This is a genomic window from Dermatophilaceae bacterium Sec6.4 (genome assembly GCA_039636865.1).
GTDB lineage: Bacteria > Actinomycetota > Actinomycetes > Actinomycetales > Dermatophilaceae > Allobranchiibius.
In genome coordinates this window covers 2,652,245-2,673,872 of the sequence record CP144172.1, presented here as the reverse complement: position 1 = coordinate 2,673,872, position 21,628 = coordinate 2,652,245, and the positions used below count along the sequence as shown (strand labels likewise).

Below are 21,628 nucleotides of genomic sequence, written 5' to 3'. Positions count from 1 at the left end.
CAAACCCCTGCCGCCATGTCACAGGCTCAGCACGTCGCGCACGCTCAGGACGCAGATGCCGGTGCTGCTGCTGCGCGCCAGATGTTGACAGCCCGCGAGCTGTCCGTGCAGCCCGATTGCGACCTTGCCGCTGTGATCGACGTTCTGTCACGGGCACACGAGGCATTGAACAGCTGCCTGACCGAGTCGTCCCGCTGATGAGGTTGGACCAGGCTCTGGTCGTCCGTGGTCTGTCCCGGTCACGCGCGACGGCTGCGGAAGTGCTGCGCGAGGGACGCGTGCGTGTTGACGGTCAACCGGTCCGCAAACCGTCCACCCAGGTCCGGGACGATCAGGGCGTTGAAGTGGAAGGCGAGTCCGAGCTATGGGTGGGCCGGGCTGCCTACAAGTTGCTGGCTGTCCTGGCCGCGTACCCGATCGACGTCAAGGGCGCGCGGTGTATCGATGTAGGGGCCTCTACCGGTGGTTTCACCCAGGTACTGCTGGCTGCACAGGCCGCCGAAGTGGTGGCCCTCGATGTCGGTCGGGGGCAGTTGGCGCCGCTGGTGGCAGGCGATCCACGCGTGGTGGAGATGTCAGGGCAGTCGGTGCGCGGGTTGGCCCCCGAAGCGGTCGGAGGTGTGGCCGACATCGTCGTTGCCGATCTCAGTTTCATTTCACTGCGGCTGGTGCTGGACACCCTCGCGGCGTTGACGGCGGCGCAGGGTCACCTGGTGACCCTGATCAAGCCGCAGTTCGAGATCGGTAAAGAGCGACTGGGTCGTACCGGGGTGGTCGGCTCCGCACAGCAGCGTCACGAAGTCCTGGCGGCCGTACAGGACTCTGCGCGATCCTTCGGACTGCACGTGCATGGGCTGTTGCACAGCCCGGTCATCGGGGGGACCGGCAATACCGAGTACCTGATGTGGTGCCGACACCGCGCGGAAGGCAAAATGAGCGACGTGTCGATTCAGGAATTCATGGACGCTGTGGCGGACGGGCGCCTGTGAACCGTCGCATCGCGTTGATCGGCCATCCCCGTCGCGCAGAGGCCGTCGATATCGCCCTTGCCCTCGTGCGGGATCTTGCCGCTGCGGATGTCCAGGTCACCGGCCCGGAGGACGAACTCGAAGCGTTCGGCGTACTCGCGGAACCCAATGTGAGTGTCGACTGCGGACGATGCGTCGCCGGATCGGAGCTTGCGGTCGTACTCGGCGGCGACGGCACCATCCTGCGCGCCGCCGAATTGATGCGCGACGAGGGCGTGCCCCTGCTCGGAATCAACCTCGGTCATGTCGGCTTCCTTGCCGAAGCCGACCGCGACGACGTGCATGCCACCGTCGCGAAGATCGTGGACCGTTCCTGGACGGTTGAGGAGCGGATGACACTCCAGGTGGAGGTCAGTCTCGACGGGTCTGTCAGGTGGACCGGCTGGGCGTTGAACGAAGCCTCGGTGGAGAAGCGCTCTCGCGAGCGAATGTTGGAGTTGATACTGGAGATCGACGACCGGCCGCTGTCCACCTGGGGTGCTGACGGGATTGTCATGGCGACGCCCACCGGGTCCACGGCCTACGCCTTTTCCGCCGGCGGTCCGGTGGTGTGGCCCGGAGTCGAGGCTCTTCTCGTGGTTCCGATATCAGCGCACGCACTGTTTGCCAGACCCCTGGTCATCGACCACAATTCGCGGGTCGGTGTCGAGCTGATGCAACGCACGGGCGCCGAGGCCGTGGTGTGGTGCGACGGGCGCCGGTCCTTCGACATCCCGCCGGGCGCGCGCATCGACGTCCGACGTAGCGACCGGCCGGTGCGACTGGCCAGACTGAGTGCCGCACCTTTCACCGACCGGTTGGTGGCCAAGTTCGACCTGTCCGTGTCCGGATGGCGAGGGCTGGACGGCGCAGTCGTGCCGGCGGATCCGCGCTGATGCTGACGGAGATTCACCTGCGCGGCCTCGGAGTCATCGACGACGCGCTGTTGGAGCTGTCACGCGGCCTCAATGTCGTTACCGGCGAGACCGGCGCCGGCAAGACCATGGTCGTGCAAGGTGTCGGCCTGCTGCTCGGGGGACGGGCGGACCCGGGCCTGGTACGCACCGGCGAGTCCCAGGCCATCGTCGAGGGCATCGTGCACGTCGGCGCAGACTCCGATGCGTTACGCCGCGCCGTCGACGCGGGAGCTGATCTCACCGACGCTGTCAACGACGGTCTGGTGCTGACCCGGAGTGTGTCCGCGAACGGGCGCTCGCGGGCACATGTAGGAGGTCGGTCGGTTCCGATCGGGGTGCTCGCCGAGATCGGCGAGCACCTGGTCGCCGTGCACGGCCAGTCCGATCAGTGGCGACTGCAACGTCCCGACCAGCATCGGGTGATGCTGGATGAGTTCGGCGGCGAGGGGCTTGCTGCCCAGCGGGCGGCGTACCAGGATCTGTTCCAGCGATGGACCGCAGCTCGCGACGAGCTGAACACGCTGCGGCAGGAATCGCGTGAGCGAGCCAACCGACTGCAGTTGTTGACGCTGGGGCTGGAGGAGATCGCGGTGATCGACCCGCAACCCGGTGAAGATGAGCAACTGGCCGCCGAGAGCGAACGAATGCTGCACGTCGACGCATTGCGGGAAGCTGCCACCCGTGCCCGGGACGCGCTGGTCGGCGATGACGATGCGCTGGAAATCATGCCCTACGTCGTCGATCTCATCTCGGGTGTCGGACCGGGCCTCGCGGCCTTGCGAGAGCACGACGGGCAGCTCGGCGGGTTGACCGACCGGTTGCGCGAGATCCGCGTACTGGCCGGGGAGTTGGGGGCCGACCTGGGCGGCTACGTATCCGACCTCGATCTCGAGCCGGGACGGTTGGAGGCGGTCCAGCAGCGTCGGGCGGCTCTGGGCTCATTGACCCGCAAATACGGATCGACGGTCGTGGATGTGCTGGAGTGGTCCCGTGACGCTGCGAGTCGGGTGCAGGAACTGGCTGCGGGAGACGATCGCATCGAACAGCTGCAGGAACTGCTCGAGCAACTGACTCCGCAGCTGTGCAGTGCTGCGACGGCCCTCACCCAGGCGCGCACGGCAGCGGGGCAGAGCATGGAAAGGCTGGTCGAAGAGGAGCTGGCACACCTCGCGATGGGTTCGGCACGGGTACACGTCCAGGTCACGTCGACGCCGCAGGAATACACGGCACACGGGGTCGATCGCATCGAGATCCTGCTGGCCGCCAACGCCGGAGCGACGCCGCGAAATCTGGCGAAGGCAGCATCCGGGGGAGAGCTGTCCCGGGTCATGCTCGCCCTGGAAGTCGCCACCGGATCCGGCGGGGTCCCGACATTCGTGTTCGACGAGGTCGATGCCGGGGTCGGCGGCGCGGCGGCATTGGACGTGGGCGCGCGCCTGCAACGACTTGCCGAGCACGCACAGGTCATCGTCGTAACCCACCTCGCGCAGGTAGCCGCGTATGCCGACCGTCACCTGGTCGTGCACAAGCAGAGCGACGGGCACATCACCCGCAGCGACGTACTCGCGGTCGATGGTGCTGACCGGTTGGCGGAACTGGCGAGGATGTTGGGCGGTACCGGGGACAGCCAGGTCGCCCAGCGCCACGCACGCGAACTGTTGGAGGGGGCTACGCGGGCCGCTGGGAGCCCCGTCTGCGAGGAATGGTCCGTGCCGACGGCCGATGACGGGACACACACAACCGCGGATGACGTAGGCTGACAGCCCGTGGTGCAGATGACGAAACAGATCTTCGTAACCGGGGGCGTCGCCTCCTCACTCGGCAAGGGCCTGACCGCCTCCAGCCTCGGACACCTGCTGCGTGCGCGCGGCCTGCGGGTCACGATGCAAAAGCTGGATCCCTACCTCAACGTGGATCCGGGCACGATGAATCCGTTCCAGCACGGTGAAGTGTTCGTCACCGAGGACGGCGCCGAGACCGACCTGGATGTCGGTCACTACGAGCGTTTCCTGGACGTCAACCTCGCCGGCGACGCCAATGTCACGACCGGAAAGGTCTACAGCCGGGTGCTGGCCCGTGAGCGGCGGGGGGAGTACCTCGGCGACACCGTGCAGGTGATCCCGCATGTGACCGACGAGATCAAGACGCAGATGCGCGCGCAGGCCGGTGAGGACGTCGACCTGATCATCACCGAGATCGGCGGCACCGTCGGAGACATCGAGTCGCTGCCGTTCCTGGAGGCGGCCCGTCAGGTGCGCCAGGACGTCGGTCGGGAGAACGTCTTCTTCCTGCACGTCTCGCTCGTGCCCTACCTCGCGCCGAGCGGCGAGCTGAAGACCAAGCCCACCCAGCACTCGGTTGCTGCCCTGCGTCAGGTCGGCATTCAACCCGACGGGCTCGTGCTGCGGGCCGACCGGGAGATCCCGGACGCCATCAAGGCCAAGATTTCGCGCATGTGCGACGTCGACGCCGACGGATGCGCGGCCTGTATCGACGCGCCCAGCATCTACGACATCCCGAAGGTGTTGCACACCCAGGGCCTGGACGCCTACGTCGTCAGACGGCTCGGGTTGTCCTTCCGTGATGTGGACTGGCACGACTGGGACGAGCTGCTGCAGCGCGTGCATCACCCTCAGCACTCGGTGCAGGTCGCCCTGGTTGGCAAATACGTCGACCTGCCCGACGCCTACCTGTCCGTTACCGAGGCGCTCCGGGCCGGCGGTTTCCACCACGATGCGAAAGTCGTCATCCGATGGGTCGCCAGCGATGACTGCAGCACCCCCGCAGGTGCGCAGAAGGCGCTCGGCGGTGTCGATGCTGTGCTGGTGCCTGGAGGATTTGGAATCCGCGGTATCGAAGGCAAGCTCGGCGCCTTGCGCTGGGCCCGCGAACACCTGGTGCCGACACTCGGGATCTGCCTGGGGTTGCAGTGCATGGTGATCGAATACGCCCGGAACGTCGCTGGTATCGAGCATGCGTCCTCTTCCGAGTTCGATCCCGGCTCACCGGCTCCGGTCATCGCGACGATGGAAGAGCAGAAAGCCTTCGTCGAGGGGGCCGGCGACCTCGGCGGGACAATGCGACTGGGTGCCTACCCGGCCGTCCTCGCCGAAGGCTCGGTCGTTGCAGAAACGTTCGGCAGGACCGAGGTGTCCGAACGGCACCGACACCGTTACGAGGTCAACAACGCCTACCGCGACCAGTTGACCGAGGCCGGTCTACGTTTCAGTGGAACCTCACCGGACGGAGAACTGGTGGAGTTCGTGGAACTGCCGCGCGAGATACACCCCTACTACGTATCGACGCAGGCGCACCCGGAATTTCTGTCCCGTCCGCACCGTGCGCACCCGCTGTTCGCCGGTCTCATCGGGGCTGCTCTGGACGAGCAGCGCGCCGGGCAGCTGGTCGATGTGCCCGCCCAGCGGGTCAGCGAACCCACCACGGCGTCGTGAGGATCGAACTGTCGTGAATATCGAAGATCGCTTCGCCCCGCATCGGGTGGTGTCATCTCAGACGTCGTTCCACGGACGGGTGTGGGACGTGTGCACCGATGTGGTCGACCTGGACGGTGCCGGAGAGGTCACTCGGGACTACATCCGCCATACCGGTGCCGTGGCCGTGTTGGCGCTACGGGGCGAGCCGGGCAGCGAACAGGTCGCCATGATGCAGCAGTACCGGCACCCGGTGGGTACCTACTGCTGGGAGATACCGGCAGGTCTGCTGGACAAACCGGGCGAAGATCCGCGTGACGCCGCCGCCCGCGAGCTGCGCGAGGAGGTCGAGCTGGATGCGCGCCGCTGGGATGTGCTGATCGACCTGTTCACCTCGCCCGGTGCGATGTCGGAGAACATCAGGGTCTTCCTGGCCCGCGACGTGTTCGTAGCGGCGGAGACCGGCTTCGACCGCGAAGGTGAAGAAGCCGCAATGACCCTCAGCTGGGTCGATCTGGACGACGCGGTCTCGGCGGTTCTGGCCGGTCGGATGCACAACGGCCCAGGGGCTGCCGCCGTGCTGGCCGGCCATGTTGCCCGCCAGCAGGACTGGGCACCGTTGCGCCCGGCTGATGCCCCCTGGCCCTTCCACCCCTCATACCGATGAGTCGAGAGCTTGCCGCGCGCGGTGTCGTCCCGCCGTTCCAGGTGATGGAGTTGGTGCGTGCGTCCATCGCGCGGCAGCGCACCCATGGTGACGCGATCATGTTGTGTGTCGGCCAGCCCTCGACGTCGGCCCCACGCGCGGTGCTGGACGTGGTGCACGAGGCGATCGACACCCAGGTACTGGGCTACACGGAGTCCGATGGCATCCCAGCTCTGCGCGAGGCAATCGCCGGGCACTACGGCAGTTCCTACGGCCTCGATGTATCCGCCGACGACGTGCTCGTCACGAACGGATCGTCGGGCGGGTTCAGCACGCTGCTGCTCGCAGCGTTCCAGCCGGGCGCCCGGATCGCGATGACCCGGCCTGGCTACCCGGCGTACCGCAACACCGTGCATGCCCTCGGCTGTGTGCCCATGGACCTGTTGTGCGGACCCGAGTCCCGCTTCCAGCCGACGGTCGCCATGCTCGAGGCGCTCCCGGAACGACCCGACGGGCTGATCATCGCCAGCCCGGCGAACCCGACCGGCACGATCATCGACCCCGGTGAACTTGCCCGGATCGCCCACTGGTGCCAGGAGAACGACGTGCTGTTGATCTCCGATGAGATCTACCACGGAATTTCCTACGGCCGCGAGTGCGTCACCGCGTGGGAGTCCTCCCGTGAAAGTGCCGTGATGGGCTCGGTGAGCAAATTCCATTCGATGACCGGTTGGCGTCTCGGGTGGTCGCTGCTGCCGCCCGCGCTACGACAGTCGATGGATCTGCTGCAGGGCAACCTGTCGATCTGCGCACCGGCGGTCTCACAGGTCGGCGGGGTCGCGGCCTTCTCACCGCAGGCGCATGTCGAACTCTCCGCACACGTGCAGCGGTATGCCCGAAATCGTGAGGTGCTGCTGCGCCGACTTCCGGAGCTGGGTATCACCTCGTTCGCTCCGCCGGACGGTGCGTTCTACGCGTACTGCGACATCAGCCACCTCACCGACGACTCGCTGCGCTGGTGCCATGACACGCTGAATGCGACCGGGGTGGCCCTCGCGCCGGGTATCGACTTCGACCCCGTCGACGGACACCACTTCATGCGGCTCTCGTTCTGCGGAGCAACCACGGCTCTGGACGAGGCGCTGGACCGACTGGCTGCCTACGTCCGGACTTCGGCACCCCACCCACCCCGATCGCCGAGCGGCGGACATCACCAATGAGTGGCGGCCTTATTTGACCGCCGCTTGAGGCCGGATGCCGCCGCTCGGCGGGGGGTCGGGCCGCGCCACGCGGTCCGTCAGTCGGTCCCGAACTCCATCGCCGCGCGGTCCAGCGCGTCGTCGTCGTCATCCGCGCTGGGATTGGCCGAGATCTGCGCCGCGCCGCCGGGCTCGAGCTCGCCGATGAGGTGCGTCTTGGTGCCTAGCTGCCCCTGAGCGGCGTACAGCTCCAACTTCGCCCTGGTATCGGCGATGTCGAGGTTGCGCATCGTCAGTTGACCGATGCGGTCCACCGGTCCGAAAGCCGCGTCGGCAGTGCGCTCCATCGACAGTTTGTCCGGGTGGTAGGAGAACGCGGGACCGGACGTGTCCAGGATCGAGTAGTCCTCGCCGCGTCGCAGCCGCAGAGTGACGGTGCCGGTCACGGCTGAGGCAACCCAGCGCAACAGCCCCTCGCGGATCATCAGCGCCTGCGGATCGAACCAGCGTCCTTCATAGAGCAGCCGACCCAGGCGTCGACCGTCGTTGTGGTAGGACGCCAGGGTGTCTTCGTTGTGGATCGCAGCGACCAGGCGCTCGTAGGCGATGAAGAGCAACGCCATCCCGGGCGCTTCGTAGATGCCACGGGACTTGGCCTCGATGATGCGGTTCTCGATCTGGTCGGACATCCCCAAGCCGTGCCGTCCACCGATGGCGTTGACTTCCAGCATCAGCGCCACCACATCGTCGAAGGACCGGCCGTTGATCGAGGTCGGTCGGCCCTGCTCGAAGGCAATGGTGACGTCCTCGGTCGCGATCGCGACCGCGTCGTCCCAGAACGCGACGCCCATGATCGGCTCGACGATCTCCAGGCTGGTGTCCAGGTGCTCCAACCGCTTGGCCTCGTGCGTCGCGCCCAGGATGTTGGCGTCGGTGGAGTAGGCCTTCTCTGCGCTGTCGCGGTAGGGCAGATCGCGCTCGGTCAGCCAGTCCGACATGCCCTGCCGACCGCCGAGTTCGGCGACGAAGTCTGCGTCCAGCCACGGCTTGTAGATCCGCAGGCCCGGGTTGGCCAACAGCCCGTAGCGGTAGAAACGCTCGATGTCGTTGCCCTTGTACGTCGATCCGTCGCCCCAGATGGACACCCCGTCATCGGCCATCGCGCGCACCAGCAGCGTGCCGGTGACTGCCCGACCCAGTGGGGTCGTGTTGAAGTAGGTGCGGGCCCCGGAGCGAATGTGGAAGGCGCCCGAGGCGATCGCGGCAAGGCCTTCTTCGACCAGCGGTTCGCGGCAGTCCACCAGCCGTGCCAGCTCGGCGCCGTACTGCCCGGCTCTGCCCGGGACCGACGCGATGTCCGATTCGTCGTACTGGCCCAGGTCGGCGGTGTAGGTACACGGCACCGCGCCGCCCTCACGCATCCAGGCGACGGCACACGAAGTGTCGAGACCTCCGGAGAAGGCGATGCCGACGCGCTCGCCGACGGGCAGTGAGTTCAGAACCTTGGACACGACCTCAGGTTAATGGCGGGCGGGTGATGCATGTCGACGGTGCCGCATGCCGGTCACACAGACACCACCGTGGTCGGTCTGCCAGCGCGGGTTTGCCATGCTGGGTCCATGCCGGACCCCTGCCCCTGTGGCTCCCGAAGTTCCTTCGACGACTGCTGCGGGCCGCTCCTGGGCGCCACAGCCCTGGCCGACACCGCCGAGCAACTGATGCGCTCGCGGTACACGGCGAATTTCTACGGGAATGCCGAGCATCTCTGGCGGACGTGGCATCCGCGCACCCGTCCCCAACAGGTCACCCTGGACCAGGGGATGAAGTGGACAGGGCTGCGCATCCTCGAGGTTGACGGTGGCGGGCCCGGCGATCAGCGGGGAATTGTCTCTTTCGTTGCCTCCTACGAGGGCGGGTCGATGCATGAGAGGAGCATCTTCGAGCGCCGCGGTGGTCGGTGGCTCTATCTCGACGAGGAATGAGCCAGTCGCAGGCGCCGCAATACTGACGTGCCGTGCGCGCCTGGCATCCGTACGATGGCAGCAGGCCTACCTCTCGGGCACGGCCACTCTCGATCGTTTCCCTACTGAAAAGGAATCTCCCTGTGCTCCGCACCCAGGAGGCCGGCACACTACGCGCCGGTCATACCGACCAGACCGTCACGCTCGCCGGCTGGGTGGCCCGTCGGCGTGATCACGGTGGGGTCGCGTTCCTGGATCTGCGTGATGCCAGCGGCATCGCCCAGGTCGTCGTCCGCGACGAGGTGCTGGAGCAGGGCGGCGCGCACGACCTGCGCAACGAATACTGCGTCCGAATCACCGGTCGGGTCCGAGTGCGCCCGGACGGCAACTTCAACACTGAGTTGCCGACCGGTGAGATCGAGGTCGTCGCCGAGCAGATCGAGGTGCTGAGCGCCTCCGCGACGCTGCCGTTCCAGCTGGACGGGCGGGTAACTGTCGGTGAGGAGACCCGGCTGAAGTACCGCTACCTCGACCTACGTCGTCCCGAGGCCGGTGGCGCAATCCGCCTTCGCAGCAAGGTCAACCAGGCCGCCCGCGCTGTCCTGGCCGAACGGGACTTCGTCGAGATCGAGACGCCGACCCTGACCCGCTCCACCCCCGAGGGCGCCCGTGACTTCGTCGTGCCCGCCCGGCTTGCGCCGGGCAGCTGGTATGCCCTGCCGCAGAGCCCGCAGCTGTTCAAGCAGCTGCTGATGGTGGCCGGCATGGAGCGTTACTACCAGCTCGCCCGCTGCTACCGCGACGAGGACTTTCGGGCTGACCGCCAGCCGGAGTTCACCCAGCTGGACATCGAGATGAGCTTCGTCGAACAGGACGACATCATCGAACTGGGGGAGGCCATTGCCACCGCGGTGTGGGCCGTCAAGGGGGTCGAACTGACGACGCCGTTCCCGCAGCTCACGTACGCCGATGCAATGGACCGATACGGCTCGGACAAGCCGGACCTGCGGTTCGAAAGCGAACTGGTCGAGTGCACGCAACTGTTCTCCGAGACCGGTTTCCGGGTGTTCCAGGCGCCGTACGTCGGCGCTGTGGTGATGCCCGGCGGTGCCGCGCAGCCGCGTCGCACGCTGGACGCCTGGCAGGACTGGGCCAAGCAGCGCGGCGCCCGAGGCCTGGCCTACGTGCTGGTGCAAGAGGACGGCACGCTCACCGGTCCGGTTGCCAAGAATCTGAGTGCGGCCGAGACCGCAGCCCTGCCCGCACACGTCGGCGCCAAAGCGGGTGACTGCATCTTCTTCGCGGCGGGTCCGGGCAAGAGCGAGCGCGCCCTGCTCGGTGCTGCCCGCCTGGAGATCGGCAAGCGCTGCGGGCTCATTGACGAGTCGGCGTGGTCCTTCCTCTGGGTGCTCGACGCGCCGATGTTCGAGCCGGCCTCTGACGCGGTCGCTTCCGGCGACGTCGCAGTCGGCTCCGGCGCCTGGACTGCGGTGCACCACGCGTTCACCGGCCCGAAGAAGGAATTCGAAGACACCTTCGACACCGACCCGGGCAGTGCGTTGGCGTACGCCTACGACATGGTCTGCAACGGCAACGAAATCGGTGGCGGGTCGATCCGTATCCACCGCCGTGACATCCAGGAACGCGTCTTTGCAATCATGGGTCTGTCTGAGCAGGACGCGCAGGAGAAGTTCGGTTTCCTGCTCGACGCCTTCGCCTTCGGCGCGCCCCCGCACGGCGGGATCGCCTTCGGCTGGGACCGGATCTGCGCGTTGCTTGCGGGCACCGAGTCGATCCGGGAGGTCATTGCCTTCCCCAAGTCCGGCGGCGGATATGACCCGTTGACGGCCGCGCCCGCACCCATCACGCCCGAGCAGCGCAAAGAGGCCGGCGTGGATGCAAAGCCGGCGGAGCCCGCGCAGGGCTGACCGAGACCAGTTGCAAAGTTGGGTGAACGGACGCGCCCTATAGAGCGCGCCCGTTCACCCAACTTCGGTCCGCAGTGGGCGCTCCCAGAGCGCAACGGCGCTGTCGACACTGTCGTACTGGTAGGGCCTGACCTCGCCGGTGGGCCGGTAGCCCAACGCCCACCAGAACGGATCCGCACGAGACGCATTGGTAGCGACGATCGACAAGCGCATCCGGCGTATCCCGGCCCAGCCGGAGGCGACCCGCAGCAGCTCGCCGTGCAGGCCGCGACCGAGCCCGCGTCCCTGCTGACAGCCGTCGACGATCAGCAGACCGATGTAGGCGATGTCCTCGGCCGGATAACCACGCACGACGTCCGCAAATGCCACCAGTTGGTGCCCGTCCCACATGCCGATGTCGAACTTGTCGTCCACTGTTCTGTCCGGAGGCACGGCCCGCAGCGCGCTCAGCGCGTCCGAAGGGCCCGTGGGCGAACCGGTGACGCGCTGTGAATAGTCCGAGACCGACTCCAACAGCGTCTGGAGTGCCCCGACGTCTGTCGCCCCGATTTCGCGAAAGTCCACCGTCCCAAAATAGTTGCCCGAACGAACGCGCGGTCGCTACGTGCTCCACCACGAGCCGCGCGACGGGTATCCCCGCACGGGCGATGACGATTTCCCCGCCCGCCTCAGATGGTGAGCTAACCAGAGCTAACCGCGTGCGAGACGCCGGGTGAGGTGATGGGCCGTGAGGCCCACGCGCGGCCGACCCGGTAACCCAGCCGGGTGTACACCGCTCGGGCAGCATCGTTCTCGGCGTACATACCCAACGTGCTCATCGGTCGCCCGACCGGTTGTGGTTGTCCGAGGGCGCGGCGGGTCAGTTCGGCCGACAGGGCAACGCCGAGCCCGCGACCACGCGCGGCTGGGTCGACCGCTATCCCCGTCAGGTGCGGATACCCGGCGGGTGTTGCGTGCAGAGCGCCGACAGCGATCAGACCGGACCGGTCGCGGATGCCCAGCCACAACTGCGCCACCCCTTCCCCGGGCTGCGACTCGGCGTCCGGGTTCGCCGCGGCGTAGAAGCGCCGGATCTGCGCTGCATCAAGCGTGTCGTCCAGCTCGTGAATCCGGTTGCGGGTGTCGTTGTTGCGGGTGTCGTGGTGACTGTTGGGCGCGGGCGGCGGCGTCGAGGTCCACATCCAGTCCCAGTCGTGACCCTCGTGCAGAACAGCTCCCGCACGCCTCAGCTCAGCGGCAACCGGCTCGAAATTGTGACGTTCGATCGTTACGCCGCGTACGCCCATCATTGCATCGGTGCCCACCAGGGCGGCGATCAGTGGCGCCAGGTCCGCCGGCGGCCCCAACAACAGCATCGACAGGCCCCGTCTCATCGGGGGTATCCGGTGCACCGCCACCGCCTCGCCGTGCCGCCAGGCAGCAGCCAACGCTCCTGGGGGCAGATCACCGATGACGAACGGGTCCTCGTCGATCAGCAAGGGAAGATCCTCATGGCGTCGGGAATCGCGCCGAGCCGAGTTGGCGGGATTGAGCGACCAGTGTGCCGGTACTGTCCCAGATCTCGCAGTCTTCGTTGAACAAGCCGCCGGCCACGTGGTGGGTATGGGTGCGCACCTGCAGCCACCCCGGCGCCGGGCGCGCCCGCACATACCCGGTGAACTCGACCGTGGGCGCCCAGCCGGTCGACCCCAGATCGAAGACCACCGGTGGGAAGGCGTCCAGGGCCAGGAGTAGGGACAACGGATCCGGCTCCCGCCCATCTGCGAATCGCAGCCAACCGCGCATCTCACCCTGCCCGCTCGGTGCCCCGACCGCCCACCCGGCGCAAACCGGGTCCAGACGTAGGTCCAGCCGTTGCAGGAAGCCCGTACTGCTCATGCTGGATGGAGCGTCGTCGGTGCTCACGCATGCTTCGGGCACCGGCATCGCCGGCGGCTGCGTGGTGACCAACGGGGCGGCAGCGTGCCGGTCCAGATCCCCGAGGGTGACCAGTGCCCGGAACCTTTCCACGGCCCCGTCACTGCCCGATTGGGTAACCACGACTTCGGCACTGCTCATCGAACGCCCGGTGCGCAGTACCTTCGGTGAGAGGTGCACGGGACCGGCGGTACCGGGCGACAGGAACACCGCGCTGAAGCTGAGCGGGTCACGATGACCCGCAGCAGGCCCTGACGCAGTACCCCCTGACGCGGTCGCGGCGGCCTTCGCGGCCAGGGCCATCAACAATCCGCCGTTCACGGCTTCGCCGATCTTCCAGTCGTCACTCAGCACCCCGCTGCAGGTGCCGGTCGGGTCGGCGTCATCCATCCGTAGCGCATCGTCGAACTCACTCATCGGGACATCATCGACGACGCGAGCGCGATCACCGGTCACCGGTCCCGGATACGGTTCAGCGCATGGCTGATCTGTTTTCCGATCCCGGGCGGACGCCGGGGGGTAATCCCGCGATCCAACCCCCGCTGGCGGTGCGGATGCGCCCACGGGACCTGAGCGAGGTTCGAGGCCAGGACGACGTTCTACGGCAGGGCAGCCCGCTGCGTCGGTTGATCGAGGGTGCCAGCGGTGCGGCCGGTGCCATGTCGGCGATTCTGTGGGGTCCGCCCGGCACCGGAAAGACGACTCTGGCGCACCTGGTCGCGGACGCTGCGGGCCGGACATTTGTGGAGATGTCGGCGATCAACGCGGGCGTCAAGGACGTTCGTGCGGTGATGGACCAGGCCGCGAGGGAGCGGGATCTCTACGGGCGCCAGACCGTTCTGTTCCTGGATGAGATCCACCGATTCAGCAAGGCGCAGCAGGATGCGCTGCTGCCGGGGGTGGAGAACCGGTTGATCGTGCTGGTGGCCGCGACGACGGAGAACCCCTCATTCAGTGTGATCGCTCCCCTGCTGTCGCGGTCGGTGCTCGTACGTCTCACCTCGCTGTCCGACGAGGACGTGGCACGTCTGCTGGCCGACGCGATGCGTGACGATCGCGGTCTCGGGGGGGTGTTCGACCTGCACGACGATGCCCGCGACCATCTCGTACGGATGGCTGGTGGCGATGGTCGCCGGGCGCTGACAGCGCTCGAGGCGGGGGCGGGTGTGGCCGCCGATCGCTCCTGCGATCAGATCGAACTAGTCGACGTCGAGCAGGCAATGGACCGGGCGGCCGTGCGGTACGACCGCACAGGCGACCAGCACTATGACGTTGCGAGTGCGTTGATCAAGTCGATGCGTGGCAGCGACGTCGATGCCGCACTGCACTACCTGGCGCGCATGTTGGAAGCGGGGGAGGATCCGCGTTTCATTGCACGCCGGGTCGTCATCGCAGCGAGTGAGGACGTCGGGATGGCCGATCCGACGGCATTGCAGACTGCGGTTGCGGCAATGCACGCGGTGGCCCAGATCGGCATGCCGGAGGCACGCATCATCCTGGCGCAGGCGGTGGTCCACAACGCGATCGCACCGAAATCGAACGCGTCCTACTCAGCGGTCAATGCAGCGATCTCGGATGTGCGCGCCGGCCTCGGAGGCGCGGTCCCGGCGCACTTGCGGGGTAGCGGCTACCCGGGGGCCGCTGACCTCGGACACGGTGCGGGGTACCGGTACAGCCACGACGAGCCCAACGGTGTTGGCCCGCAGCAGTTCCTGCCTGACGATCTGGTGGAGAAGGCTGACTACTACCGTCCCAGCGGGCGAGGCTGGGAAGCCAGCCTGACAGAGCGCTGGGCGTCGTTGAAAAGCATTATCCGAGGGGCTCGACAGCGACCGTAACGGTTTGGTCACCGTCGGCTCACATCCTTCCGTATTCGCTTCCCGTGTGGCATGTTCCCTAATGGGGAGCGACCCACCACCACGCCGGCCGCCCTTGCGTAGTGGTCGACACCACCCATGTCGAATGTTGCTGGAGAGGCTTGCTCGTGAACATCGCGCGTCAACGTATCGACTCGATGTCGCGTATGGGTTCGACCGGTACGAACCGCGACGTCGACGATTCGGATCAGCAGATTTTCCGCAGTATGTCCGCGTGGGTGTACGGGGGATCTGTGTGGGCGTTCTGCGCGCTGTGTGCCGTGCTGGCCGTACTGCAGGAGCCGCTGGGTTTGGCGCTCAAGATCCTGCTGGTTCTCGGTGCTGTGTCACTGCTGACCTGGATGATCCTCGTGCGGCCGCATCTGGGTGTACTACGTGACGCGGTCGTCGTCTGCAACGTGTGGCGGACACATGTCATCCCCTACGGCGCCGTGCGTTATGTACGTACTCGGGGACTGGTCGAGGTCATCGCGTCGTTCGATGGCGGCGAGCGGGCATTCCGGTCCTGGAATGCTCCGGGCAACAGGGCCTGGAACCCCAGCCGAGGCGAGGTGTACGCCGCAACCCATCCGGGTGCCGCCCGCCAGAGCACGCGCACGTCGACCGGTTCGCTGCAACCAGGCAGTGCCCTGGCGCAGCGGACCATCGAGGAGCGGATGGACAGAGTGGCCGATAACGGATCAGGCAGCACCGTCACGTCGGTGTGGAACACGAGCACCCTGCTGCCTGCCGGCATTGCCGTGCTCGTATCAATCGCAGCGTGGTGGTTGTGAGCCAATTACCAGCTAGTGCACGTAGTTTCTGCGACCGCGGACCACTGCCGCCTATCGAAAGGAGCGCACACCTCGTGCGATCCACGGATTTCCTGCCCGCTGCTCAAGGGCCTGAGGGGGTGAGTTGGGCATGAGTCTTTTCCTGCTGCGACGTTTTATCAACTACGTGATCCTTACGTTGTTGGCCACTACTTTCAGCTACATCCTGGCCAGCATCTTCGAGAACCCCGCAGCGCGTTTTCTCGGTCGCAACCCTCGACCCAGCAACGAGGTGATCGCCCGCACGCTCGATCAGTACGGCACCAATCCCAATACGCCGGTTCTGGAACGGACCTGGCACTGGTTCACCCAGCTGGTCCTGCACGGGAACCTGGGCAAAGAGATCAACGGGCAGCCCGTGGTCCACGACATGATCGTGCGCTCCGGCGTCAGCCTGCAGCTGCTGCTGATCGGCGCGATCCTCGGCGCGATCCTCGGAGTGGTCCTGGGCGTCTGGGGCGCTGTGCGGCAGTACCGGGCCAGCGACCAGGCCGTGACCTACCTTTCCTTCCTCGTCCTGTCGATCCCGGTATACGTCATCGGGGTCCTCCTGATGATCATCGCGACGAAGTTCAACGAAGCCATCGGCATCAACTTCATCAACTTCACCGGGCAGTACACGCCTGGTACCAGTGGTTTCTGGTCCGTTCTACTCGACCGACTGAGTCACATCGTCCTGCCGACAATTGCCCTGACCGCCACCAGCGCCGCGTCCTACTCCCGGTATCAGCGCAACGCGATGCTCGACGTCCTCAGTGCCGACTACATCCGAACCGCCCGCTCGAAGGGCCGCACGCGAGGGTCGGCGATGATCCGACACGGTGTGCGGGTCGCTCTCATTCCGATGTCGACGTTCTTCGCCTACAGCTTCGGTCTGCTCGTGACCGGGTCGGTCTTTCTGGAGACCATCTTCAGCTGGCACGGAATGGGGGAGCTGGCGCTCAACTCCGTTACCCAGAACGACATCAACGCAACGACCGGTTCCATCCTGTATGTGGCGATCCTGATCTTGATCAGTTCGACCCTTTCGCAGATCCTCTATGCCGCACTCGACCCGAGAGTGAGAATCTGATGGCATTTGAAAACCAGCAGGTACTTGAAGAGCCCGAGCCGGACTCGGCGCCTTTCAACTCCAAAGCGGCGAAGAAGGGTCAGGCGAGCCGAGGCAAGCTCGTGTGGCTGGAGTTGCGGTCCACGACCCGGTTCTGGATCGGTGCCATCACGGTTGTGCTGATCATCGCGTGGGCGATCTTCGGGCCGGCCACCACGCACTGGGGAGCCGGTAGTACCGACCTGCTCAACAGCGGCACTGCTCCCAGCTCCGACCACTGGTTCGGCACCGACGGCATCGGCCACGACCTGTATGTCGACACGGCACTGGGACTTCGTATCTCCCTGGTCGTCGGCCTGGTGGGTGGGCCACTGGGCACCGTCATCGCCGCGATCGTGGGATCCTTCACCGGGTACATCGGTGGCGTCTTCGACTCGATCGTGTCGTGGTTCATCGACCTGATGCTGGTACTGCCGTCCTTCTTCATCCTGTTGCTGATCAGCCCGGCGTTGAAGAGCCTTTCGTGGGTATCCCTCGTGCTGTTCATTCCGGCATTCGGTTGGATGATCCTGGCTCAGGTGATCCGTTCCTCGACGCGGTCGCTCAAAGATCGAGACTTCGTCAAGGCGGCCCGTTTCATGGGTGTCTCCACGCCGAAGATTGTCTTCCGACACATCATTCCGAATGTCGCGTCGTTGCTGATCATCGACGCAACGCTCGGAGTGGTCTACGCCATCAGCACCGAGACCGCGCTGTCCTACTTCGGGTACGGCGTGCAGGCTCCGCAGATTTCACTGGGCACGTTGATCGCCGCCGGTACCCCGGGAGCGACGACGCAGAGCTGGCTGTTCCTCTTCCCGTCCGCCGCTCTGGTGCTGCTGCTCTTCGCCGTCGGCCTGGTCGGCGATGCCCTGCGCGACGCTGTCGACCCGACTTCAGGAGTCACCAATGACTGATACGCCACTGCTGGAGGTCGACGACCTGTCGGTCGAGTTCGTCCAACGCGGCGCACCCACTGTGCGGGCTGTTCGCGGCATTTCCTACCAGGTCAACCGGGGTGAGTTCCTCGGCATCGTCGGAGAGTCGGGCTCGGGCAAGTCCGTCTCCTCGATGGCGGTCATGGGGCTGCTGCCAAGCACCGCCCGGATCACCGGGGATATCCGGTACCGCGGCGAATCACTACTGAGCCGCTCCGACCGGGAGTTGTCGAAGCTTCGCGGTAAAGAGATCGCCATGATCTTCCAGGACCCGTTGTCCGCCTTGACTCCGGTCTACAGCGTCGGTGCCCAGATCAGTGAGGCGCTGCGACTACATGATTCTGGGCTTTCCAAGGGTGCTGCGGAGAGTCGAGCGATCGAACTGCTGACCACCGTCGGGATCCCGGCTCCAGAGCGTCGTATCAAGGCATTCCCGCACGAGTTCTCCGGCGGTATGCGGCAACGCGTCATGATCGCCATGGCGATTGCCAACGACCCTGACCTGATCATCGCCGACGAGCCGACCACCGCTCTGGACGTGACGATCCAGGCGCAGATCCTGGAGGTACTGCAGAAGGCCAAGGATCTGACCGGCGCCGCAGTAGTGCTGATCACCCACGACCTGGGCGTCGTTGCCGGCAATGTGGATCGGGTCGCGGTGATGTACGCCGGTCGACTGGTCGAAACCGGAAGTGTCGACGATGTACTGACGGCGCCGCGAATGCCTTACACCATGGGCCTGCTGCGTTCGGTTCCCAACATGCAGACTGCCGGGCACACCCGGCTGGTGCCCATGGAGGGGCGGCCGCCGTCGTTGGCGGACCTGCCGCCGGGGTGCCCGTTCGCGCCCCGCTGCCCTGCCGTGATCGACGCCTGTCTGGTCGAGGAGCCCGAGCTGGTCAAGATCAGGTCGCGTGAGGTGGCCTGTATCCGAGTTGACGAATTCGAGTCGGGCGCTCTCGATATCGCCAAGGTCTTCCCGCCGCCGGAGCCGGTTCCGGCCGAGGCGCAGGCCACCGTGAAGGGCGCGACGGTGCTGTCCGTCAAGGACCTCAAACGCCACTTCCCGCTGACTACCGGAGTGGTGTTCCGCAAGACGATCGGGTCGGTCAAGGCCGTCGACGGGGTGAGTTTCCAGCTGGAGGAGAAGCAGGTCCTCGGGTTGGTCGGCGAGTCAGGGTGCGGGAAGTCCACGACCATCCTGGAAATTCTGGAGTTGGCCACGCCGCAGAGCGGCACTGTGGAACTGAACGGCGTCGACGTGTCCACTCTCAGCTCTTCAGCACGGTTGAAGCTGCGAGGTGACATCCAGGTCGTGTTCCAGGACCCGATGGCAGCGATCGACCCCCGCCTGTCGATCGAGGACATCATCTCCGAACCCCTCAGCGTGCGGGGCGTCTCGCGCACCGAGCGCTCGGCAAAGGTCGCCGAGCTGCTGGAGATCGTCGGTCTGGATCCGTCGATGTCAGGTCGTTACCCGCATCAGTTCTCCGGCGGTCAGCGTCAGCGGATCGGTATCGCCCGGGCATTGACGACCGACCCGAAGATTCTCATCCTGGACGAGCCGGTGTCCGCGCTCGATGTGTCGATCCAGGCCGGCGTCATCAACCTGTTGCAGGACCTCAAGGACAGGCTGGGGTTGTCCTACCTGTTCGTGGCGCACGACCTGGCGGTCGTGCGGCAGATCGCAGACCTGGTGGCCGTGATGTACCTGGGCAGAATCGTGGAGTACGGGCGTGCCGACGACGTATTCTCCTCGCCGCAACATCCCTACACCCAGGCGTTGATGTCTGCCGTGCCGATTCCTGATCCGCGGGTCGAACGGACCCGCGAACGGGTTCTGCTCGAGGGCGATCTACCCAGTCCCACACAACAGATCGACGGTTGCAACTTTCATGGACGTTGCCCGTTGTACAAGCTTTTGGACGAGCGGCGTCAAGCGCGCTGCCGCCAGGAGGATCCGAGTTTGCGCTCGATCCACAGTTCCTCAGTTGCCTGCCATTGGGCGGAAGAAAATCCGCTACGGGTGACCGGGGTCAATATCACCGAGAAGGAGAAATCATGAGGGGCAAGTTGACAGTAGTGACCGCCACGGGGGTGGGGCTCGCCCTGTCCCTCGCTGCGTGCGGTGGAGGCAGTAGCGCCACCAAATCCAGTGCCTCGGGCAGCAAGTCCGGCAGTTCGGCTGCCGCGTCCAGCCTGCCGGCGTCGGCATACACCAAAGTCGCCTACGACAAGGTCAAGGAGGGCGGCACCCTGACCGGAATGGTCGCCTCTCTTCCGTCCAACTTCAACAACTACCAGGCCAACGGTCTGCTCGGTGACACCCAGACGATCCAGAACCCGATCACCCCGGTGGGTGGCGGTTTCACCTTCAACGCGGATGGCACCTACCAGGTCAACCCGGACTACGTCGTCTCGGCGAAGATCGTCAGCCAGAGCCCGCAGAAGATCGAGGTCAAGCTCAACCCGAAGGGTGTGTGGAGTGACGGCAAGCCGATCACCTACATGGACGAGCTGAACAACTGGAAGGCCATGAACGGCACCAACACCAAGTTCCAGCCGGCCTCGACGACCGGTTGGGAGGACATCAGCGCGGTGACCAAGGGCGCAACGCCCTACGACTACACCGTGACATTCAAGAAGAAGTTCTCCGACTGGGTGGCCTTCGTCTACCCGGTACTGCCGTCGATCGCATCGGCAACGCCGGCGGACTTCAACACCAAGTACGCCAGCACGCAGTACCCGACCAATGGCCCGTTCATCATCAGCAAGGTGGACGCCAGCGCAAAGGTGGTTACCGAGGTCCCCAACCCGAAGTGGTGGGGCCGTAAGCCCAAGCTGCAGAAGATCATCTGGCGTGTCATCGACCAGAACTCGGTCGGCCAGGCGTACGACAACAAGGAAATCGACGTTGCCGACACCCAGGCCAATGCCGACGTTGTCAAGCAGGCATCCAGCCGCACCGACGCGAAGCTGATGAAGTCCGGTGGGCTGCAGTGGAACCACCTCACGATGAACATCCGCAAGGCGCCGTTCAACAACGTGGACGTCCGTAAGGCAATTGCCTACGGTATCGACCGCCAGACCTTCACGAAAGTGATCCAGAAGGGCCTCGGAGTACCCCCGCAGACACAGGGCAACTTCATCCTGATGCCGGGCCAGAAGGGGTACACCGACGACTTCGGCAACGACTACCCGTACTCGGTGTCCAAGGCTCAGGACATGTTGAAGAAGGCCGGCTACGCCAAGGGCAGTGACGGCTACTTCGCCAAGGGCGGTCAGACGCTCGGCTTCGCGATCACGATCCCGTCCGGTACGGCGACGAACGCGCAGCGTGCTCAGCTGGTGCAGACCCTGCTCAAGCAGGTCGGCATCAAGGTCACGCTGAACACGGTGCCGGTGGCGAAGTACTTCACCGACTACATCCAGAACGGCAACTACCAGGCAGTTTCCTTCACCTGGGAGGGTGGTCTGCTCCCGGTTTCCAGCTCCGAGCCGATCTACTACCCGGCAAAGGGCGGCTCCAACTACACCGGCTACTCCGGCCCCAACCAGGGCGCGCTCTGGGACAAGGCGCTGGCCAACCTCGACCCGACCTCCCGGCTGGCTGACATCGCTGCCATTGACAAGGACCTCGCGTCCTACGTGGCCATCGTCCCGCTGGCGACCACCCCGCTCATCTGGGGCGTCAAGAACGGCGTCGTGAACTTCGGCCCGACCCAGTTCGAGACCATCGACTGGACCCAGGTCGGCGTCAACGGCTGACCTGTAGCAACACATCCCGTCACGGGATCGACGGAGCCGGTGTCCTGGACACCGGCTCCGTTTGCGTGCCACCCCGGTGCCACATCGGTGCAATCTTGATGACCCGTCCGGGTCCGCTCGAAGTCTCGATACCGCCG

At 65.7% G+C, this 21,628-nt stretch carries 19 protein-coding genes; 15 read left to right on the top strand and 4 right to left on the bottom strand.

The genetic code is table 11. The features are described from left to right. Window positions 1-15: 15 nt before the first annotated feature. The 7 genes from V3G39_12705 to V3G39_12675 are packed head-to-tail and all read left to right on the top strand — an operon-like array spanning window position 16 to window position 7,221. Window positions 16-198 carry a hypothetical protein gene (locus V3G39_12705; GenBank protein ID XAS75513.1) on the top strand — a complete coding sequence of 61 codons (183 nt, stop codon included), beginning with the start codon at window positions 16-18 and terminating at the stop codon, window positions 196-198. Next, a complete protein-coding gene (locus tag V3G39_12700; protein XAS75512.1) occupies window positions 198-989 on the top strand; it encodes a TlyA family RNA methyltransferase in 792 nt (263 codons plus the stop codon). Before V3G39_12705 ends, V3G39_12700 begins: the two co-directional genes overlap by 1 nt. Next, window positions 986-1,903: an NAD kinase gene (locus tag V3G39_12695; GenBank protein ID XAS75511.1), complete on the top strand. Its 918-nt coding sequence runs from the start codon at window positions 986-988 to the stop codon at window positions 1,901-1,903. The genes V3G39_12700 and V3G39_12695 overlap by 4 nt, the downstream gene beginning before the upstream one ends. Beyond that, a complete protein-coding gene (gene recN, locus V3G39_12690) occupies window positions 1,903-3,684 on the top strand; it encodes a DNA repair protein RecN (GenBank protein ID XAS75510.1) in 1,782 nt (593 codons plus the stop codon). Before V3G39_12695 ends, recN begins: the two co-directional genes overlap by 1 nt. Window positions 3,685-3,699: 15 nt before the next feature. After that, a complete protein-coding gene (locus V3G39_12685; GenBank protein ID XAS78238.1) occupies window positions 3,700-5,376 on the top strand; it encodes a CTP synthase in 1,677 nt (558 codons plus the stop codon). A 13-nt stretch (window positions 5,377-5,389) separates the two neighbouring features. Next, complete coding sequence (locus tag V3G39_12680) at window positions 5,390-6,022, top strand: NUDIX hydrolase (protein ID XAS75509.1); 633 nt, start codon at window positions 5,390-5,392, stop codon at window positions 6,020-6,022. Beyond that, window positions 6,019-7,221 (top strand): aminotransferase class I/II-fold pyridoxal phosphate-dependent enzyme, encoded by a 1,203-nt coding sequence (locus tag V3G39_12675; GenBank protein XAS75508.1) that lies wholly within the window; start codon window positions 6,019-6,021, stop codon window positions 7,219-7,221. Before V3G39_12680 ends, V3G39_12675 begins: the two co-directional genes overlap by 4 nt. 77 nt (window positions 7,222-7,298) lie before the next feature. Here V3G39_12675 and argG read toward each other — a convergent pair whose 3' ends face one another. After that, the gene (gene argG, locus V3G39_12670) at window positions 7,299-8,711 is read right to left on the bottom strand and encodes an argininosuccinate synthase (protein ID XAS75507.1); all 1,413 of its coding nucleotides are present in this window, start codon (window positions 8,709-8,711) and stop codon (window positions 7,299-7,301) included. Window positions 8,712-8,819: 108 nt separating this feature from the next. Between argG and V3G39_12665 the strand changes: the two genes are divergently transcribed. Continuing rightward, the gene (locus V3G39_12665) at window positions 8,820-9,182 is read left to right on the top strand and encodes a YchJ family metal-binding protein (GenBank protein XAS75506.1); all 363 of its coding nucleotides are present in this window, start codon (window positions 8,820-8,822) and stop codon (window positions 9,180-9,182) included. Window positions 9,183-9,304: 122 nt separating this feature from the next. Beyond that, window positions 9,305-11,089 carry an aspartate--tRNA ligase gene (gene aspS / locus V3G39_12660; GenBank protein XAS75505.1) on the top strand — a complete coding sequence of 595 codons (1,785 nt, stop codon included), beginning with the start codon at window positions 9,305-9,307 and terminating at the stop codon, window positions 11,087-11,089. Between the two features lie 54 nt (window positions 11,090-11,143). Here aspS and V3G39_12655 read toward each other — a convergent pair whose 3' ends face one another. The 3 genes from V3G39_12655 to V3G39_12645 form a co-directional block, all read right to left on the bottom strand. After that, window positions 11,144-11,653, bottom strand: a complete 510-nt coding sequence (locus V3G39_12655) for a GNAT family N-acetyltransferase (protein XAS75504.1) — start codon at window positions 11,651-11,653, stop codon at window positions 11,144-11,146. A 116-nt stretch (window positions 11,654-11,769) separates the two neighbouring features. Next, a complete protein-coding gene (locus V3G39_12650) occupies window positions 11,770-12,567 on the bottom strand; it encodes a GNAT family N-acetyltransferase (protein XAS75503.1) in 798 nt (265 codons plus the stop codon). Between the two features lie 10 nt (window positions 12,568-12,577). Then, entirely contained in the window at window positions 12,578-13,423 is an 846-nt protein-coding gene (locus V3G39_12645; GenBank protein XAS75502.1) for a thioesterase family protein, read from the bottom strand. A gap of 62 nt (window positions 13,424-13,485) precedes the next feature. On the opposite strand from V3G39_12645, the gene V3G39_12640 reads away from it, so the two are divergent. From V3G39_12640 to V3G39_12615, 6 genes are all read left to right on the top strand, one after another. Continuing rightward, window positions 13,486-14,844 (top strand): replication-associated recombination protein A, encoded by a 1,359-nt coding sequence (locus tag V3G39_12640; protein XAS75501.1) that lies wholly within the window; start codon window positions 13,486-13,488, stop codon window positions 14,842-14,844. Window positions 14,845-15,020: 176 nt separating this feature from the next. Beyond that, on the top strand, window positions 15,021-15,656 hold the full coding sequence (locus V3G39_12635) for a hypothetical protein (GenBank protein ID XAS75500.1): 636 nt from the start codon (window positions 15,021-15,023) through the stop codon (window positions 15,654-15,656). 130 nt (window positions 15,657-15,786) lie between these two features. Next, window positions 15,787-16,767, top strand: a complete 981-nt coding sequence (locus V3G39_12630; protein XAS75499.1) for an ABC transporter permease — start codon at window positions 15,787-15,789, stop codon at window positions 16,765-16,767. Next, complete coding sequence (locus V3G39_12625) at window positions 16,767-17,702, top strand: ABC transporter permease (protein ID XAS75498.1); 936 nt, start codon at window positions 16,767-16,769, stop codon at window positions 17,700-17,702. The genes V3G39_12630 and V3G39_12625 overlap by 1 nt, the downstream gene beginning before the upstream one ends. Next, complete coding sequence (locus tag V3G39_12620; GenBank protein ID XAS75497.1) at window positions 17,695-19,788, top strand: ABC transporter ATP-binding protein; 2,094 nt, start codon at window positions 17,695-17,697, stop codon at window positions 19,786-19,788. The genes V3G39_12625 and V3G39_12620 overlap by 8 nt, the downstream gene beginning before the upstream one ends. Continuing rightward, window positions 19,785-21,491 carry an ABC transporter family substrate-binding protein gene (locus V3G39_12615; protein XAS75496.1) on the top strand — a complete coding sequence of 569 codons (1,707 nt, stop codon included), beginning with the start codon at window positions 19,785-19,787 and terminating at the stop codon, window positions 21,489-21,491. Before V3G39_12620 ends, V3G39_12615 begins: the two co-directional genes overlap by 4 nt. The last annotated feature ends 137 nt before the right edge of the window (window positions 21,492-21,628 follow it).

What these genes read in the sequence shown, in the direction of transcription:
- V3G39_12705 (XAS75513.1), top strand. Translation starts at nt 16, where the DNA reads ATGTCACAGGCTCAGCACGTCGCGCACGCTCAGGACGCAGATGCCGGT.
- V3G39_12700 (XAS75512.1), top strand. Translation starts at nt 198, where the DNA reads ATGAGGTTGGACCAGGCTCTGGTCGTCCGTGGTCTGTCCCGGTCACGC.
- recN (XAS75510.1), top strand. Translation starts at nt 1,903, where the DNA reads ATGCTGACGGAGATTCACCTGCGCGGCCTCGGAGTCATCGACGACGCG.
- V3G39_12685 (XAS78238.1), top strand. Translation starts at nt 3,700, where the DNA reads ATGACGAAACAGATCTTCGTAACCGGGGGCGTCGCCTCCTCACTCGGC.
- V3G39_12675 (XAS75508.1), top strand. Translation starts at nt 6,019, where the DNA reads ATGAGTCGAGAGCTTGCCGCGCGCGGTGTCGTCCCGCCGTTCCAGGTG.
- V3G39_12665 (XAS75506.1), top strand. Translation starts at nt 8,820, where the DNA reads ATGCCGGACCCCTGCCCCTGTGGCTCCCGAAGTTCCTTCGACGACTGC.
- V3G39_12645 (XAS75502.1), bottom strand. Translation starts at nt 13,423, where the DNA reads ATGAGTGAGTTCGACGATGCGCTACGGATGGATGACGCCGACCCGACC.
- V3G39_12640 (XAS75501.1), top strand. Translation starts at nt 13,486, where the DNA reads ATGGCTGATCTGTTTTCCGATCCCGGGCGGACGCCGGGGGGTAATCCC.
- V3G39_12635 (XAS75500.1), top strand. Translation starts at nt 15,021, where the DNA reads ATGTCGCGTATGGGTTCGACCGGTACGAACCGCGACGTCGACGATTCG.
- V3G39_12630 (XAS75499.1), top strand. Translation starts at nt 15,787, where the DNA reads ATGAGTCTTTTCCTGCTGCGACGTTTTATCAACTACGTGATCCTTACG.
- V3G39_12625 (XAS75498.1), top strand. Translation starts at nt 16,767, where the DNA reads ATGGCATTTGAAAACCAGCAGGTACTTGAAGAGCCCGAGCCGGACTCG.
- V3G39_12620 (XAS75497.1), top strand. Translation starts at nt 17,695, where the DNA reads ATGACTGATACGCCACTGCTGGAGGTCGACGACCTGTCGGTCGAGTTC.
- V3G39_12615 (XAS75496.1), top strand. Translation starts at nt 19,785, where the DNA reads ATGAGGGGCAAGTTGACAGTAGTGACCGCCACGGGGGTGGGGCTCGCC.